The sequence below is a fragment of the Pantoea sp. SM3640 genome, from assembly GCF_015654165.1.
Taxonomy (GTDB): domain Bacteria; phylum Pseudomonadota; class Gammaproteobacteria; order Enterobacterales; family Enterobacteriaceae; genus Pantoea; species Pantoea vagans.
The window spans coordinates 1,366,659-1,383,403 of record NZ_CP064872.1 but is presented as its reverse complement, the minus strand read 5'-3'; the positions used below and the strand labels follow the sequence as shown (position 1 = coordinate 1,383,403).

Below are 16,745 nucleotides of genomic sequence, written 5' to 3'. Positions count from 1 at the left end.
GTTACGGATGTCGCTGCAGGACGGTTTCCGCGGGTGCCAGGTGTCATTGATGCGCCTCCAGTATCTGGCGTAGCTGGCAGACGGTTTCCGCCAGCGCGCCGTCGTTGTTAAGAATCAGGCAGCCATCGGGCTGTGGCTGAGCAGCGCGCGCCAGCCGTCGGGCAATCTCCGCCTCATCTTCCCGCCCGCGCTGGCGCAGTCGCGCCGCCAGCACTGCGGGCGTCACCTGCAGACAGACCGGCAGCAGCTGCGATCCAAACCGCGCCTGCGCCTGGGCCAGATGCAGCCGCGACCCGTTCACCACCACATTCTGCCCGCGCAGCAGCCACTGTTCCGTCTCGCAGCCAATGCCGTAGCGGAAGCCGTGCGCCTCCCAGCTCACCGCGAACAGACCGAGTGCGGCGCGACGGTCAAACTCCGTCTCAGTCAGCGCCACATGATTTTCACCGCCCGCATCGGCGGCGCGGGTGATGTAGCGATGGGCGATCAGCAGCCGGGGCGGCGGTGCCGCCCGCAGCGCATCCAGCAGGCTGTCCTTGCCGGAGCCGGAGGGACCGGTAAGCCAGATCAGCCGTGCCATCAGTACACCTGCCGGCCTTTGCTCCAGACGTGCCGCACGTGCGGATAGCCGTGGGCGGTGTGCGCCAGCACCAGGTCGGCGCGGCAGCCCTCGGCGATGACGCCGCGATCGAATAGACCTAATGCGCGGGCCGGGTTACAGGTCACCAGCGCGATCGCCTGCGCCATGCCGAGGCTGTTGCGCTCATCAGCCGCCAGCCGGAACGCCGCATCCAGCAGGCTGGCCGGGTAATAGTCGGAGGAGAGAATGTTCAGCAGCCCGTGTGACGCCAGTTCCCAGGCGGCGACGTTGCCGGAGTGCGAGCCGCCGCGCACGATGTTGGGTGCGCCCATCAGCACCTGCATGTTGCGATAGCGCGAGGCACGCGCCGCCTCCAGCGTGGTTGGAAACTCCGCAATGCGGCTGCCTGCCGCGTGAGACTCTTCCACGTGCGCCGCGGTAGCATCATCGTGGCTGGCGATGGCGATGCCATGCTCCCGGCACAGTCCGGCAATCGCCTGACGATTGGGCTGCGACCACTCCGCCGCCAGGGTGAGCTGGTCATGCTCGAACTGATCCATCTCGGCGTCGTTGAGCTGATATTTGCCCTGATAATATTCGCGATATTTGATCAGCGAGGCGTACTGACGCTGGCCCGGCGAATGGTCCATCAGCGACACCAGCGCCAGCTCCGGCGTGCCCATCAGCGCTTCAAACAGCGGCGCGGTGGTGGGATGCGGCAGTTCACAGCGCAGATGCAGCAGATGCTCGGCGCGGTTCAGCCCTTTACGGTTGCTGTCGCGGATGGCGTCGATCATCTTGCTGAGGTTATCCAGCCGGTGCCCGCCGTCGCGCACATCACCCACGCCAATCGCGTCCAGCACGGTGGTAATCCCACTTGAGACCATCAGTGCATCGTGGCTGCTCATCGCCGAGTGCGCGGGCCAGTCCACTTTCGGGCGTGGGGTGAAAAACTTGTCGAGGTTATCGGTGTGCAGTTCCACCAGCCCCGGTAGCAGCCAGGCCCCTTCGCCGTCCAGCGCACCCGGCTGCTGGCTGGTGGTTTCGCTGAAGCTGGTGATGCGCTCGTCGCGAAACTCCAGCGATCCGGTCACCACCTCGTTTTCCAGCACCAGTCTGACGTTATTGATAATCATGCCTGCACTCCTGTGTCGATCGGATGCATCAGGTGCAGCCGGTCGGCTACCCGCTCGCGCACTGCCCGATCGTGAAAAATACCGACGATGGCGGCACCCCGGGCGCGCGCCTGTTCAATCAAGTCCACGACCGCCGCGCTGTTGACGCTGTCGAGCGAGGCGGTGGGTTCATCCAGCAGCAGCACCGGATAGTCGGCGATAAAGCCGCGTGCGATATTCACCCGCTGCTGCTCACCGCCGGAAAAGGTGGACGGGGCGAGCGACCAGAGACGCGGCGGCACATTCAGCCGGGTCAGCAGTTCGGCGGCCCGCGCTTCGCAGTATTCACGGTCGACGCCGCGCTCCAGCAACGGCTGCATCACAATTTCCAGCGTCGGCACGCGCGGGATCACCCGCAGAAACTGGCTCACCCAGCCCAGCGTGTCGCGGCGCAGGGCGATAATCTGGCGCGCTGATGCCTGCGCCATATCGATCCACTCGCCCTGATGGGCAACCCGGATGTGGCCGCTGTCGGGCTGATAGTTGCCATAAAGCGCGCGCAGCAGCGTGGATTTGCCGCTGCCGGAGTGACCGTGCAGCACCACGCATTCGCCCTCGCCTACCGTCAGGCTGGCGTTGTGCAGCACCGGCAGCGCCGCGCCGTTCTGGTTGTGCAGCACAAAGGTTTTACACAGATTTTCGACCCGCAGGCGCGGAGTGTGATTCGTCATTTAATTGAGCACCGAAGAGACCAGCAGTTGAGTGTAAGGATGATGAGGATCGTCCAGCACGCGGTCGGTCAGACCGCTCTCCACCACCCGCCCCTGTTTCATCACCAGCAGGCGATGCGCCAGCAGTCGTGCCACGCCGAGATCGTGGGTGACTATTACCACCGCCAGATTCAGCTCGCGCACCAGCGTTCGCAGCAGATCCAGCAGACGCGCCTGCACCGAGACATCCAGCCCGCCGGTCGGCTCATCCATAAACATCAGCTGCGGCTGCGTCACCAGGTTGCGGGCAATCTGCAGACGCTGCTGCATTCCGCCGGAAAAGGTGGTCGGCAGATCGTCGATGCGCCCGGCGTCTATCTCTACCGCCTGTAACCAGCGGCTCGCTTCAGCGCGGATGCCGCCATAGTGGCGCTGCCCGGTTGCCATCAGCCGTTCACCGATGTTGCCGCCCGCGCTGACCTGCGAACGCAGCCCGTCCATCGGATGCTGATGCACCACGCCCCACTCGGTGCGCAGCAGACGACGGCGGTCGCTTTCACTCATCTGATAAAGGTCGCGATTCTGATAAAGAATGCTGCCCTGCTGCGGTGTCAGACGCGCCGACAGGCTCTGCAGCAGCGTGGTTTTACCGGAGCCGGACTCGCCGACAATCCCCAGCACCTCGCCGGGCCAGAGATCAAAACTGACCTGCTCAAACCCTTTGCCCGGCGCATAAAGATGGGTGAGCTGGTTCACCGCAAGCAGCGGCTGTTCACTGTGCATGTTGCTGTTCCTGCTGCTGATGGCAAAAGTCGGTGTCGGAGCAGACAAACATCCGCGTTCCCTGATCGTCCATCACCACCTCATCGAGATAGCTGTGGCGCGAGCCACACAGCGCGCAGGGTTCTTCCCACTGCTGCACGGTGAAGGGGTGATCGTCGAAGTCGAGACTCTCCACGCGGGTATAAGGCGGCAAGGCGTAGATGCGCTTTTCGCGCCCGGCCCCAAACAGCTGCAGCGCGGGCATCATGTGCATTTTCGGGTTGTCGAATTTGGGGATGGGCGACGGATCCATCACGTAGCGATCGTTGACCCGGACCGGATAGGCGTAGGTGGTGGCGATATGACCGTAGCGGGCGATGTCTTCATACAGCTTCACCTGCATGATGCCGTACTCCTCCAGCGCATGCATGGTGCGGGTCTCGGTTTCGCGCGGTTCAATAAAACGCAGCGGCTCCGGGATCGGTACCTGGAAAATCAGGATCTGATCCTCTTCCAGCGGCGTTTCCGGAATGCGGTGCCGGGTCTGGATCAGCGTGGCATCGGCGGTGCGTTCGGTGGTCGCCGCACCGCTGACCCGCTTAAAGAACTGGCGGATCGACACCGCATTGGTGGTGTCATCTGCGCCCTGATCGATCACCTTAAGCACATCCTGATCGCCAATGACGCTGGCGGTGATCTGAATGCCGCCGGTGCCCCAGCCGTAAGGCATTGGCATCTCGCGTCCGGCGAACGGCACCTGATAGCCGGGGATCGCCACCGCTTTGAGGATGGCGCGACGGATGGTGCGTTTGGTCTGCTCGTCGAGATAGCCGTTGTTATAGCCCGTGAGTTCAGCCATGGTTGCGCTCCTGATAATCGTGCTGCAGCTGTTTCAGCAACTCCAGCTCGGCCTGAAAATCGACGTAGTGCGGCAGCTTGAGGTGCGAGACAAAGCCTGCGGCTTCGACGTTGTCGGCATGCGACAGCACAAACTCTTCGTCCTGCGCCGGGCTGGTCACGCGCTCATTCTGCTCGCGGCTTTGCAGCGCCCGGTCCACCAGCGCCATCGCCATCGCTTTGCGCTCGGCGCGGCCAAACACCAGCCCGTAGCCACGGGTAAACTGCGGCGCAGCGTCATCGCTGTGGGCGACGCCGTTGACCATTTCACACTCCGTCAGCAGCAGTTCCCCGATCTCCAGCTCAAAACCCAGCTCTTCGGGACAGATGCTGACGCTGAGATATCCGGTGCGGATCTCGCCAGCAAACGGATGGGTACGGCCATAGCCGCGCTGGGTTGAATAGCCCAGCGCCAGCAGAAAACCTTCGTCGCCGCGTACCAGCTGTTGCAGCCGCGCGGCGCGTGAGGCGGGAAAGCTCACTGGTTCACGGGTGATATCAACCGGCTCGCTGCCGTCATCCACCTCGCCAGCGGCCAGCCCTTCCTCAGTCATCATGCTGAACATGTGCGGACACTGGTCAGGCACCGATCGATCGTCACGCGGCGCGGCGGGCGTTTCACCGTTAGCCAGCAGGGTGAAGTCGAGCAGCCGGTGGCTGTAGTCATAGGTTGGACCCAGCACCTGGCCGCCCGGCAGATCTTTATAGACTGCCGAGATGCGGCGTTCGATACGCATCGCCCCGGTCGCCAGCGGCGTGCTCTCCGCCAGGCGTGGCAATGTGGTGCGATAGGCGCGCAGCAGAAAGATCGCCTCGACCAGATCGCCGCTGGCCTGCTTGATCGCCAGCGCCGCCAGTTCCGGATCGTATATTCCGCCTTCGGTCATCACCCGATCCACCGCCAGCCCCAGCTGCTGCGCCACCTGATCGCAGCCAAGTTCGGCCACTGCCCTGTCGCCGCGTCGCAGATCGGCCTGCAACTGATGGGCATTTGAGATGGCTTTTTCGCCCCCTTTCACCGCGACATACATCAGCACACCTCCACAACGGTGGTGCGCGGCACGGCCATGATCGCTTCGCCACAGGTGAAGATCAGATCCACGCCCTGCGGGAAGGGATGCGGACGGGTGCGCAGGTATTGCAGTACGCTTTCCGGCAGCTGTGGCGCAATGGCGCGGGTTTCCCGCAGGCCAGGCCCGGAGAGACGCAGCGTCAATCCGCCATTCAGCGACGGCACTTCGATGATCAGCGTGGTGCTTTTTTCCGGCGACAGGTTGTCACCCGCCGCGAACTGCGTGGGATCCGGCTGCGCCGCCGCATGGCTCAGCGCGAACGGGGCATCCTGCTGCGTGGTGATGGGCGCGCCGGTATGGAAGCGCAGATTGTTGCGCAGCTGTTCGTTGTCAATTTGCGCATCCAGCCAGACCGGGCTTTCCTGATCGACCAGCGTCAGCAGCAGCGCTGTGGCCGCCGGTGACAGTGCGCCCCAGCCCTGCTGCAGCGGCAGCGAGACCATCACGCCCGGTTCGCTCATCGCTTTGAGAATGCGGCGAAACGCACGCTGTGCATCCGCGACCGGATGGTTAAAACTTGCCAGTAATGTCATCAGTTATCTCCGCGAACCAGCGTAAAGAAATCCACTTTGCTGCTGGCGATTTCACGGGCGCGCAGCTGTCGCTGCTCATCGCGCCACGCCGCCAGCGGGGTAATAATCTTCTCTTCCAGCAGGGGCCGGGTTTCCGGCTGCTGCAGCAATGCATCCAACAGGGCGCAGCGTTCTGCATGGGCTTTGTCTCGCCCCAGCAGATAGCTGTAACCCAGGGTGCCGTCGCCCAGCTGCACCACCGCGCGCGTCACCGTGGCATCGCCCATCACAAAGCGTTTGCCGGTGGCCCCCATCCGCGCCTGTAACCGCGTCAGCCCGATCTCTGCCGGACGAATCAGGGTGAATTCGGGCTGGAGGTTAAGCGCCTGCCAGTGCTGTTCAAGCAGGGCGGCGCTGCTGTGCGCCAGCACCGACAGCCAGCGCTGACGATCCGTTTGCTGTTCCATTAGTGCTCCAGAGTCAGTTCGATCATGTCGCCGCGCGTCAGGCTGACGGAGTATTCCGCCAGTGCGCCATCACTGGTTTTGTTGAGGGTCCGCACGCAGAGCAGTGGCGCATGCAGCGCGATATCCAGCTGACGGCACTCTTTGGCCTGCGCCCGGCGGGTGCTGATACGCGTCTGGGTGCGCACCAGCTGCTTGCCGGTGTGCTCGACTAAGAAGTCGTGTAGCGATCCACTGTTAAATTGCTGCAGCTGTGGCCACCAGCTAAGGTCGGCGAGGAAATGGTTGATCAGGCAGAGCGGCACGCCGTTGGCGCGGCGCAGGGTGCGCAGATGAATGACGTTGTCGCCCTCTTTTACGCCTAACGCATTGGCAACGTCGTTGCTGGCCGGACGCAGCACCGCCAGCAGCCGTTCGCTGGTTGGGTGACTGCCCTGCTCCATCAGGTTCTGACTGAAGCGCGCCTGGGCATGCAGCGGATAGTCATACGGGCGCATCAGCACCAGAATGCCAACGCCATGACGGCGCTGCAGCAGCCCTTTGTGCACCAGCTCATCGACAGCCCGACGCAGCGTATGGCGGTTCACCTCATAGTGATCGGCCAGTTGTTGTTCGGAAGGAAGATAGTCGCCGCAGCGGTAGCGCTCTTTCAGCGCCTGCTCCAGTTGTGCGGCGACAGCCTGATAGACAGTGGTCGGATGTCTGGATAACTCCATCACGATGAAATCCTCACGGGTTACAGAGTGGGAACGCAGTGATAAGACGCTGCGGGATGGGGTTAGCCTGAGGGAAGCAGATGACAGAACGGTGACGCGGGGGTGAAGGAGAGGTGAATGTGAGAGTCAGGATAGAGGGACGTTAAGGCTCAGAGGTTTATGAAAATAGTGTTCAGCATGAAGCAATCGGCCCTGCTCTCCCGATAACGTAGTCAGAGTGCAGCACAATGGCTTCACACCTGATGCCGGGATTCAAACCAGGGCGTAATAAGCATATGTGGAATTGCCAGTGCGGCTAGCGCAGTAAAGAGTGACTGAATACCCGCTTTGTCCGTGGGATGCATTAGCACAATGGTGCCTGCCGCCAACAGGATTGCTGCTGTCAGTATCGGCCATGTCGCTTGCAGGTAGCGGATGGTACTGTTGCACCCCAGCCGATCGCGCCGCTGCCGGGTTTGCGGGAGCGCATGCAAAATCAGAAAGCCCATTGAAAAACCGACGAAAGGCGGAAGGAGTAATAACGCCAGTGTACCGGCCAGAAGACGCCTGTCCCGGCGGAGTAAGCCCACAAAAATAAGGCCTGCTGCACAGAGTCCCCCTGTGAGGGCAATACCCATAGCAAAAGAGTCTGGCAATGAAAATCCCAGCCCCGCCTCATGCAGAATTGTGCTGAACGCCTGCAAATGGAGTGTTGCTGGCGTCGCTATCATGCTTATTCCCCGCGCCAGGCGTTCAATGCTGCATCCATGAGGGGCATCCTCAAGTGCAAAATGTATGGCAGAGGCCAGGAGAAAAATGGGCAGCGCCAGTGCCGGCGCACCGTGCCACCAGAACAGACAGAGGACAATGACCAGCCCATAGGCGGCAAGGAACGGGAACTGACGCTCGCGTTTAACGACGTCAAGATCGCTGGCACCGTGCGCCATGCCGATAAGGCCAATCGCTACGGTCGCAAACAGTATCTGGCCCGCAAGGGGACTGAAAGAGGCAGCCAGCGCTGCCCCCCAGAGTCCTGCCCATCCGAACCGCCCCTGGCCTGTCATCTCCGTACTGCACCAACAGGCACGGCATGAGAAAGGGCTTTCTTCACGTTAGCCGCGGCGTAGAAGGCATAGAAAACTTTTGCGATGATATCCAGAATCAGGAATGCCCAGACCGATGTTGCATCAGTGATGATCCTGAGTCCTTCCGGACCGACCAGAAAAACGATCGGATAGATAAACCATACGATGGTCAGCAAGGCCACATTTTTGTTGTAGGCGCCTGCCAGCGCGTTACCCCGCGTAGCGGCTATGGCACGCAGCGGTCCCCAGAGCAAATAAACAACGCCCAGAAATGCCGCGCATGACCACAGATACCAGACCCATTTCGCGACAGAGGTTTCCGCCAGAGAAGAGACCAGGCCGGTGATGATCATCATCACATCCAGCACAATAATGGCCGTCAGACAGCCGCCCATTTCTCCCGGCTTACCCTGTTCATGGAAAGCCAGCATGACCAGCCCCGCCAGCAAGAGAGGTGTTGTCACTGACCAGTCAGCATAACGTGCCAGATACACTACCGTACCATTGTCCAGCGTGAGGTTGCCTAACCCGAACGCCATAGCCAGATAGGCAGTGGCAGCAATAAACGGGACGGATGCGTGCACGAGTGTATGGTGACCAAAGGGATATTTCTTGTCGCCCGTCGCGTAGATAATCAGTGATGCGATTGCCATCACCGAAAACCCAATCATGAATGCGGTTTGATCCATTTATCTCTCTCCTGTACTAAGACGCCCGAATCGGGCCAGCAATGCAGTGATGAATTATCGTTAAAAACCATTTATATTCACTCAAAGAATATGCTGACAGTATATGACGATATTTTTATTGTGCTTGCTGGGAGAAAATCACGCTTTTTAATTTAAAATAATAAAGTTAAATTAACGTCTTTTGTGAGCTTTTTGAGCAGTCGATATAAAAACCAATGTAAAGTTGTGTTTCTCAGCGTTTCGCTTCCCTACCAAATCTTTATGAACAGATAATACACAATACCACCCTAAACAATTGATTTTAGTATCAAAAAAATGACATACAAGCCGCAAACCCTGGCCTTTGCACAAGCTAAAAAAATTGCAATAATTTTATTTTTTAATGGTAAATTTAAAACTGCACGCTATGAGAATGATGTGGTGCGATCTCTCATAAAGTTGAAACAACATCAATAAAACCCATTCTTATTCTCTGAGAGAGATAATAAAGTGATGAAAAAAATAAAAAATTTCGCATATTAAATACCCGAACGCTTTTAAGGGGTAAATGCGTAAACTGAGGCTTTTCACAGAGAGAATAATCTTTTAAGCAGGGTAATACTGACATTCTGCGGTGGGTTCTGCCAGCAGTTGCGCGGAAGGGAGATAGTCGTCGCAGCGGTAGCACTCTTTCAGCGCCTGCTCCAGCTTTGCGGCAACAGCCTGATAGACAATGGTCGGATGCCTAAATAACGCCATCCCGATGAAATCCTCACGGGTTGCAGAGTGGGAACGCAGTGATAAGACGCTGCGTGATGGGGTTAGCCTGAGAGATGGGGTTAGCCTGAAGGAAGCAGATGACAGAACGGTGACGCAGGGGTGAAGGAGAGTTGAATGTGGGGGCTGGAGAGTGCGGGTGTTTGTTAGTGTGAGTGATGAGGCTGCAAGCCGTCACGCAGGAGGTTATGGCTCCTGCGAGCGAGTCATTTTCCCCGCCAGGCGGGGCGCGAAGCCATCAGAAGAACGTCATTCCCTGATAAGGCTGAGTCAGGCAGGCTCTGATACGGCTCTCCAGATCGCCATCATGGATCTCCAGCCTGTGGCCATCGGGGTCCAGAAAGTAGAAGGATTTCCCCTCGCTTTTGTTGCGTTTCCATTCTGTTACCCCCGCCGCTCTCAATCGCTCAACGAACGGCTCGAATTCGTCACCCGCAATAGTGAATGCATAGTGGGTGTAATCATTTCCAGCAGAGACGGTATCCAAAGAGAGACAGAGCCAGAGTTCGCCCAGCGACAGATAAGCGCCATGATCCCATGCAGCTTTGGGGATGAAGCCAGGAGTGCCAGTATAAAATCTCAGGCTACTGGTCAGGTTGCTTACTGCGAGGGTGATGTGATTAAGTCCTGTCAGCATGTAAAACTCTTTATCAGAATGCAGAAGAATTTAATTTATAGGATTTAGATTTCTTTGCACACAAAGAGAATTAAGAACCGGTTGTATATCGGCTGACTCTTTGCCGGAATTACGTCTGAAACAGGAAATTGAAGCGGGTAATACAGCCGGGACAGGTGCGCGTTGAGCGGGTGACAAAGGCCGGGCTTAGGCGCAAGGGACGACGGCCTTCATGGTGTACACTGGCACAAACTCATTCAGCGTTTAAGGAGAGAATATGTACGGACCGGATCCGGCCAATCCCCATCCAATGGAAGGCTTCCCACAGGTTTGTTTTATCAAAAACACGGTGAAGAACCCCAATATCATCATCGGTGATTTTACTTATTATGATGACCCTGAAGACTCAGAAAACTTCGAGCGCAATGTCCTTTATCACTTCCCCTTTATTGGCGACAAACTCATCATCGGTAAATTCTGCGCTATCGCAAAAGGTGTTCAGTTCATCATGAATGGGGCTAACCACAGCATGGCGGGTTTCTCGACTTATCCGTTCTACATCTTCGGAAACGGATGGGAAGCCGGTCAGCCTCAGCCCGGCGATTTGCCCTACAAAGGTGATACGGTGATTGGTAATGACGTCTGGATGGGTTATCAGGCGCTGATTATGCCAGGCGTTAACATCGGCAATGGCGCAATTATTTCGTCACGCTCTGTCGTCACGTCAGATGTCCCGGCCTGGTCGGTTGTGGGTGGCAATCCGGCCAGAGTTATCAAACAGCGTTTCGACAATGAAACCATTTCGACACTGGAGAAGCTGGCCTGGTGGGACTGGCCCGTAGAAAAGATTACCCAACACCTTCCGGCAATTATCTCAGCAGACCTTGAAGCCTTGCCAGACGACTAGCTGTGCAGAAACATCACCGTTCCCTGCGGGCAAACGGTGGCATTCATCCGTAATGCGTTGGGATAGCTTCGTACAGACTGATATCCATACATGTCAGATTTAACGCTTTATCGCAGGTTAAAACAGGAGTCGTTATGCTCTACATCTTTAGTGGCCTTCCGGGTTGCGGAAAAAGCACTATCGCGAAACTGTTATCTGAAAAATTAAAAGCGGTGTATTTACGCGTCGATACGATCGAACAGGCATTGCGTAATGGTTCAGCGGCTTCGAGGGTTATTGGCCCGGAAGGCTATTTCATCCTTTATGAGCTTGCGCGAGACAACCTCAAACTAGGATTACCGGTTGTCACTGACTCGGTGAATGATCTTAATCTGGTGCGTGATAGTTTTCGGGATATCGCAATATCTTCAGGTGTTCCCTGTCTGGAAATTGAAATCCTCTGTTCGGATCCCGAACAGCACCGTGCGCGTGTAGAGAGCAGAATCTCTGATATTCCCGGCTTAAAAGTGCCCGACTGGCAGGCCGTTGTGGAGCGTGTTTATGAGCCATGGAAAAGAGAACATCTGAAGCTGGATACGGCGGGATTATCGCCTGCTGAGTGCGTTGAGGAGATTCTTAAGGTCAGCTGTCACACCTGAGCGCCTATGGCCCGAACTATTGACTGCGCTGAATGTGTTGAACTGAGCGGAGCATCGCGTCCGGCTCTCAGGGTTGAAGCCAATTAAAAAAGTTATCGTCACTCTCTTCGCTCAGGTCAGAGCGACGATATCAGTATGATTTCTGCGAGGATAGAAGAAGCACTCCGGGTCAGATCAGGAGCCTGTGTGTTCCAGGCGAAACTTTACTTTCCAGCATTAAAAAATCTATAACTAAAATTCTCGGGTGCTTATTTAAAGACGTTTAATCAGGGAAAATAGAACCAGGCAGTAGCAATAAAGTCGTTTTTAATTTCAAAAACAGCAACACTTTCCAACGGTTGATCAGATAAACCGTGTATTAACTCATGATCGAAAACTTTATTCCCCATTACGATTCTGGAAATAAGTTCTGCTTTAAGATTCGGATTATTAAAACGGTTATTCACGTAAAATTCACGTAAGGACTCCTTCCCGGTGGTAGCAGGACTTTCACCTGGCATCCTATAACCTTTGAAATCCTCTGAAAAGCAAGCGATGAACGCGTCAATATCATGGGCATTGTAGGCTTCAAACTGCGCCTTTACTGGCGAATCTACAGACATGGCAACCTCATCCAATTGAATTTATATGAATTAAAATTGAATAAATAACCATATGATACGCAGATAAACAAGTTATGAGCAAGCTGAATTCGATTCTTATCCAGTCTGTTGCTGGCATAACGCCGCCGTGACAACACACATCGCGCTATAAGGGATAGCAGACGTAACTCTCTGTTATTAAAAAAGGATCACTGAAGTGACAGGTGATAATTGTCAGGAAGCAAGTCACATTGCGTGCAGTGGTTCACAGGCTAAAGCATACGCAATGTGAACAACCTTGAAGATAAGCTAAGTGCTTAAAGGGTGACACGGCGGGTTGGCAAAAGATGATAGTTAATCAGGACGTTGCAATAAATCAGTCTGCCAGTCGAGCACATGAATGCGCGAGATAAACACGCATACCGGCTTTGTTCGCCTGAAGTGCGCCATACTTAACTATGACTCTGCAGGTGGACGCGTCGCCAGCTTCCCATAGCCCGACAACATTTCAGTAGCTTCATCCATCCGCTGACGATCCAGTTTATAGAATACCCAGTTCTTGATGCGTTTCGAGGTCATAATTCCCGCTTTAGCAAGAATCTGTAGATGACCTGTCACAGCAGGCTGACTCAGACCAATTTTTTCAGTGATGAACCCGACACACACACCATCCTCAACCAGATCGCCGTCCTGCTGCTCCGGAAAATGTGACCTGGGATCGGAAAGCCATTCAACAATGACGAGCCGATGCTCGTTGCCCAGGGCGCGGAAAATATCGGCCATCGATGTCTTTGCGTTGTTCATATAGCCAATCTCCTATATAGTAATTTTCTTATATAAATTAAGCGGGCATATTATGACAACTCAGACTCAAAGGCCAATGGACGGTGTCACGCTGAAAGCTATCTATGCAGCCGCAGGGCGAATCAGGCAAACCATATGCAGAACCCCACTGGAGCCTGCGCAGACGTTGTCTGCCCTTGTCGGAGCGGAGGTCAGGCTTAAGATGGAAAATCTCCAGCATACGGGTAGCTTTAAACTGAGGGGCGCCGTAAACGTTCTTGCCAGTCTCGATGCGGATCAGCGAAGTGCAGGTGTCATCGCCCCCACCGCGGGAAACCATGGCTTAGGACTCGCCTGTGCAGGTCATGCAGCTGGCATACCTGTATCCATATTTTTGCCCTATTCCGCAGACCCTATAAAGGTCTCGGCAATGAAAAGTTATGGTGCTCAGATAACTTTTTTTGAAGACATTGAAGAAGCAAGGCAGGCCGCCCTTGTCACAGCGGAACAGTCCGGGGCGACATTCGTCTCAGCCTACAATAATGAGCAGATGATTGTCGGGGCCGGCACCGTCGGTCTGGAAATCATGGAGGAATGGGCAGATGCCGACGTTATTCTCGTCAACATTGGCGGCGGCGGGCTGGCCTCAGGCATTGCAACGGCCATCAAAGCCATAAACCCTGCTACCGAAGTATGGGCTGTGCAAAGTGAAGCTAGCCCGACTTTTGCCAACTGGACAGAGGCAGGGGAAACGATTCCTGTCGAATTATCGGCGTCAATCGCCGAAGGCATCAGTGGCTATATAGAGCCTGAAGCGATGACCTGGCCACTGATACGTGACCGCGTTGACCGTGTTCTACTTGTTTCAGAAGCCGAAATTAAAGCAGCAATGCTGTTCATGCTAAATCAGCACAGCCATGTCACAGAGCCTTCCGGCGTACCTGCGGTTGCAGCAGCCCTTCGTTATGCGAAGGAGCTGAGCGGGCGTAAGGTTGTCTGCGTCGTAAGCGGCAGAAATATATCTGGCTCACGCTATCTCAACTTAGTTAATGAGGCCGCTCGCTGACGACATTGCGCATTCCACTCAGCGCGGGTAATTTCCCAAAGCTCAGAATCCAGAAGGCCGCTGACATATTCCTTCTTAACAGTTTTAATAAGCCGCATTCCGCTACTGACTGAAATACGCTGAGAGCGGCTGTTAGCGGCGGCTTTAGGTGCGCGTAATACCGCCTTATTCAACACATTAAACCAGTAATCCGTAGCCGCAATACTCGCCTCACGCATAAAGCCGTGCCCCTGATATTCCGGTGCGAGCCAGAATCCGCGATTGTTATCTTCTACATCGTAAAGGCAGATCAAGCCCATGAGTTTGTCCGGTGTTTCACAATGTCTGATCGTCCAGCACCATGCAATTCCTTTGGCCATGTCAGGCAACGCAACGTTATTGACATAATTCTCAGCACCATTCTCTGGATAAGGCCAGGGGACCGACGCCACCATATAACGAACGATTTCCCAGCGAGGATAAAGCTTCTGGATCTGTTGAGCATCTTCGGCAACTAATGGTTTTAATATCAACCGATCGGTTGTAAGCGTGGGGATTCGCATGGGCAATGATCCTTTAATAGACAAACTTCTGGTCAGGTTTTATCTCTCTTAAAATACCCTTACCGTCATCTGTTACATCATGCAAAGATGGCATTATGGCTTCAACGTCCGCGCCTGGCACGTAACGGAGATGAACGCAGTGAAATTTACGCTGAGAGTAATCCGCGGGGTAACGTTTAAGGGAAAGTCTGCGTTTCCATTCATGCATCCCATCACCTGAATTTTTAGGGATATCCTTTTTAATTTATCCGGGAAAAGGGTGTGGTGAAATATTTCAAACGTGACAAAGCTCGTGGGCACGTAATTTCCATTCGTCAAGCTGAGTGGGGTGGTCAAAAGAGTAATAGACGTTAGCGTCCTCAGGCAGAATATTATGCAGTGCCTGCAGGCAGTTGGCCTCACAGGGCCGCAATTCAATATAGGCACCAGTGATGGGTATGACATCATCCGTGGAAAAGCGTTCTATGCGGTTTATCGCGGCAACCAGTGCGGCCATTTCACCATGCAGTTTGACCCAGTTATGGGTATAAATGCCTGGCGGCATGCTTACATGCATCTGACTGTTTCCAAACGCATAGCGAATGTTACCCCGGAGCCTGTACTCGACTACTGCACAGCAGGACTCAGGACCGAAACCTGGCTGTTTCACTAATTTCTTTTTGTCTTCCAGCGTGCGCCTGACAATCGGATAACCGGAATTAAGGGCATATTCAGTTTTTATGAGTTGCATCAGAGCGTCCTTTACTTGACCATTATTAATCAATCATATGGGGTTCCGGCGCAAAACTCCATAAGAACAGGACACTCATGAGCTAGGAAAGTTAAGGACCTCTTAATAAGAATGCTTTAATCATCCTGTCAGAGGCATGCTGCACCAACGATGGCGCCGACAGAGAACCTTTAATTGATAGCCCACCACGAAAATCCGGATTTCTCCCAACGTGCCTTAAACGCGCAGTTTATAAATTTTTCTGAAATCCTTTCTCCTGTAAGGTTTTCACTGGATGTCAAACTCGCTATCAATGAACCCATCACGCTGTTAACGACGTCTGCTACTGACACAAAGCGGACATACATACCAATGCTTCATCTCCCCTGAAAGACAACGGAGCAATAGCCATCAGGATACTTACACACCTCTGAGACTATTACTCACTCCCCACTCATACTCCTCAAAAAGACTATTCCACTACTGCTCTCCCAACCTTCTCCGACCCGCTATCCGTCAGCGACGCTCTCACCTGTGGCAGGCTTTCCGGGTAATTCTGCTGAATAAACTCAATCATCTTCTCACGCACATAACAGCGTAAATCAAAGGCGATCGGCGAGTTCTGGGCAGTCATCAGCATCCTGATGGTCATGGTTTTCTCGGTGGTGTCGGTTACCTGAAGCACTGAGGTTTCCTGATCCCAGAGTTTGGTTTCACTCAACACCTTCTCGAAATGCTTGCGCAGTGGCTCCAGCGGCATCGAGTAATCCACGTAGAGAAACACCGAGCCTAAAATCTGGGCGTTGTTGCGCGTCCAGTTCTGAAACGGATTCTCGGTGAAATAGGTAATCGGCAGCACCAGACGACGCAGATCCCAGATGCGCACCACCACATAAGTCAGGTTGATCTCTTCAATCCAGCCCCACTCCTTTTCCACCACCACCGCATCATCAATCTTGATGGGCTGGGTAAAGGCAATCTGAATACCGGCAAACAGGTTAACCAGCGACTTCTGTAAGGCAAAACCGATAATGATACCGGCGACACCGGCACCGGCCAGAATGGTAGTGCCGAATTTACGCACGCCGGGGAAACTCAGCAGAATCAGCGAAACACAGAACAGCACCAGGATGACAATAACAACTTTCTTAACATAGATAATCTGCGTACGGATTTTACGCGCACGCAGGTTATTGGAAATATTAATGTCATAGCGGATATAAAGCATATCCTGCGCCACGTTGGTCAGCCGGATTAAGACCGAGCAGAATGACATGATAATAAAGACGTTGATGATATTGGTGATGAGATCGAGTGATTCAGGATGAAAATCAATGTAGTTAATCCCGACATTGATCATTAATAACGGCACGAAAAAGAACATCGAACCGCTGAGGTGCTTTTCCAGGGATTTGAATAGTTTTCTGTCACGGCCCTGCCAGTAGCGGATAAACGCGAGCAGGATAAGGCGAGCCAGAAAACCCAGCACAAATGAAAGCGAGACGAGTAATACAACAGGCACCCATGACGGGAAACCAGATAACTCACCGAATAACAATGGCATT

The 16,745-nt window shown here is 54.7% G+C and carries 20 protein-coding genes and 1 pseudogene; 3 read left to right on the top strand and 18 right to left on the bottom strand.

Annotated features, from left to right (window positions below):
- Nucleotides 1-43: 43 nt before the first annotated feature.
- From phnN to fos, 13 genes and pseudogenes are all read right to left on the bottom strand, one after another.
- Nucleotides 44-580 carry a ribose 1,5-bisphosphokinase gene (gene phnN / locus IV493_RS06265; protein WP_033733101.1) on the bottom strand — a complete coding sequence of 179 codons (537 nt, stop codon included), beginning with the start codon at nt 578-580 and terminating at the stop codon, nt 44-46.
- On the bottom strand, nt 580-1,716 hold the full coding sequence (gene phnM / locus IV493_RS06260) for an alpha-D-ribose 1-methylphosphonate 5-triphosphate diphosphatase (protein ID WP_013358334.1): 1,137 nt from the start codon (nt 1,714-1,716) through the stop codon (nt 580-582). The genes phnN and phnM overlap by 1 nt, the downstream gene beginning before the upstream one ends.
- Nucleotides 1,713-2,426, bottom strand: coding sequence for a phosphonate C-P lyase system protein PhnL (phnL, locus tag IV493_RS06255; RefSeq protein WP_195857929.1), 714 nt, complete (start codon nt 2,424-2,426; stop codon nt 1,713-1,715). The genes phnM and phnL overlap by 4 nt, the downstream gene beginning before the upstream one ends.
- Complete coding sequence (gene phnK / locus IV493_RS06250) at nt 2,427-3,188, bottom strand: phosphonate C-P lyase system protein PhnK (RefSeq protein ID WP_195857928.1); 762 nt, start codon at nt 3,186-3,188, stop codon at nt 2,427-2,429.
- Entirely contained in the window at nt 3,178-4,026 is an 849-nt protein-coding gene (locus tag IV493_RS06245) for an alpha-D-ribose 1-methylphosphonate 5-phosphate C-P-lyase PhnJ (RefSeq protein WP_110330551.1), read from the bottom strand. Before IV493_RS06245 ends, phnK begins: the two co-directional genes overlap by 11 nt.
- On the bottom strand, nt 4,019-5,095 hold the full coding sequence (locus IV493_RS06240; RefSeq protein WP_195857927.1) for a carbon-phosphorus lyase complex subunit PhnI: 1,077 nt from the start codon (nt 5,093-5,095) through the stop codon (nt 4,019-4,021). The genes IV493_RS06245 and IV493_RS06240 overlap by 8 nt, the downstream gene beginning before the upstream one ends.
- Nucleotides 5,095-5,670 carry a phosphonate C-P lyase system protein PhnH gene (gene phnH, locus IV493_RS06235; RefSeq protein ID WP_195857926.1) on the bottom strand — a complete coding sequence of 192 codons (576 nt, stop codon included), beginning with the start codon at nt 5,668-5,670 and terminating at the stop codon, nt 5,095-5,097. The genes IV493_RS06240 and phnH overlap by 1 nt, the downstream gene beginning before the upstream one ends.
- A complete protein-coding gene (gene phnG / locus IV493_RS06230) occupies nt 5,670-6,116 on the bottom strand; it encodes a phosphonate C-P lyase system protein PhnG (RefSeq protein ID WP_013358340.1) in 447 nt (148 codons plus the stop codon). Before phnG ends, phnH begins: the two co-directional genes overlap by 1 nt.
- On the bottom strand, nt 6,116-6,829 hold the full coding sequence (gene phnF / locus IV493_RS06225; protein ID WP_013358341.1) for a phosphonate metabolism transcriptional regulator PhnF: 714 nt from the start codon (nt 6,827-6,829) through the stop codon (nt 6,116-6,118). The genes phnG and phnF overlap by 1 nt, the downstream gene beginning before the upstream one ends.
- 233 nt (nt 6,830-7,062) lie before the next feature.
- On the bottom strand, nt 7,063-7,872 hold the full coding sequence (locus tag IV493_RS06220; protein WP_195857925.1) for a Brp/Blh family beta-carotene 15,15'-dioxygenase: 810 nt from the start codon (nt 7,870-7,872) through the stop codon (nt 7,063-7,065).
- Nucleotides 7,869-8,582, bottom strand: a complete 714-nt coding sequence (locus IV493_RS06215; protein ID WP_195857924.1) for a bacteriorhodopsin — start codon at nt 8,580-8,582, stop codon at nt 7,869-7,871. Before IV493_RS06215 ends, IV493_RS06220 begins: the two co-directional genes overlap by 4 nt.
- 618 nt (nt 8,583-9,200) lie before the next feature.
- A pseudogene (locus IV493_RS06210) lies at nt 9,201-9,320 on the bottom strand (phosphonate metabolism transcriptional regulator PhnF); the annotation flags it as partial.
- 256 nt (nt 9,321-9,576) lie between these two features.
- The gene (fos, locus tag IV493_RS06205; protein ID WP_095706980.1) at nt 9,577-9,975 is read right to left on the bottom strand and encodes a fosfomycin resistance glutathione transferase; all 399 of its coding nucleotides are present in this window, start codon (nt 9,973-9,975) and stop codon (nt 9,577-9,579) included.
- A gap of 256 nt (nt 9,976-10,231) precedes the next feature.
- On the opposite strand from fos, the gene IV493_RS06200 reads away from it, so the two are divergent.
- Both IV493_RS06200 and IV493_RS06195 read left to right on the top strand, forming a co-directional pair.
- The gene (locus tag IV493_RS06200; protein ID WP_195857923.1) at nt 10,232-10,861 is read left to right on the top strand and encodes a Vat family streptogramin A O-acetyltransferase; all 630 of its coding nucleotides are present in this window, start codon (nt 10,232-10,234) and stop codon (nt 10,859-10,861) included.
- Nucleotides 10,862-10,995: 134 nt separating this feature from the next.
- Nucleotides 10,996-11,499 carry an AAA family ATPase gene (locus IV493_RS06195; RefSeq protein ID WP_095706978.1) on the top strand — a complete coding sequence of 168 codons (504 nt, stop codon included), beginning with the start codon at nt 10,996-10,998 and terminating at the stop codon, nt 11,497-11,499.
- 266 nt (nt 11,500-11,765) lie between these two features.
- Here the strand turns inward: IV493_RS06195 and IV493_RS06190 are convergent, their stop codons facing one another.
- Nucleotides 11,766-12,101, bottom strand: a complete 336-nt coding sequence (locus IV493_RS06190; RefSeq protein ID WP_095706977.1) for a nuclear transport factor 2 family protein — start codon at nt 12,099-12,101, stop codon at nt 11,766-11,768.
- A 435-nt stretch (nt 12,102-12,536) separates the two neighbouring features.
- Entirely contained in the window at nt 12,537-12,884 is a 348-nt protein-coding gene (locus IV493_RS06185; protein ID WP_095706976.1) for a helix-turn-helix transcriptional regulator, read from the bottom strand.
- Nucleotides 12,885-12,936: 52 nt separating this feature from the next.
- On the opposite strand from IV493_RS06185, the gene IV493_RS06180 reads away from it, so the two are divergent.
- Nucleotides 12,937-13,929 (top strand): threonine/serine dehydratase, encoded by a 993-nt coding sequence (locus tag IV493_RS06180; protein WP_081463849.1) that lies wholly within the window; start codon nt 12,937-12,939, stop codon nt 13,927-13,929.
- Here IV493_RS06180 and IV493_RS06175 read toward each other — a convergent pair.
- The 3 genes from IV493_RS06175 to IV493_RS06165 all read right to left on the bottom strand — a co-directional run bounded on the left by IV493_RS06175 (nt 13,896) and on the right by IV493_RS06165 (nt 16,744).
- The gene (locus tag IV493_RS06175; RefSeq protein ID WP_041456957.1) at nt 13,896-14,471 is read right to left on the bottom strand and encodes a GNAT family N-acetyltransferase; all 576 of its coding nucleotides are present in this window, start codon (nt 14,469-14,471) and stop codon (nt 13,896-13,898) included. The genes IV493_RS06180 and IV493_RS06175 overlap by 34 nt on opposite strands.
- Before the next feature lie 274 nt (nt 14,472-14,745).
- Nucleotides 14,746-15,201, bottom strand: a complete 456-nt coding sequence (locus IV493_RS06170; RefSeq protein ID WP_013358352.1) for a hypothetical protein — start codon at nt 15,199-15,201, stop codon at nt 14,746-14,748.
- A 451-nt stretch (nt 15,202-15,652) separates the two neighbouring features.
- Nucleotides 15,653-16,744 (bottom strand): mechanosensitive ion channel family protein, encoded by a 1,092-nt coding sequence (locus IV493_RS06165; RefSeq protein ID WP_013358353.1) that lies wholly within the window; start codon nt 16,742-16,744, stop codon nt 15,653-15,655.
- Nucleotide 16,745 lies beyond the last annotated feature (1 nt).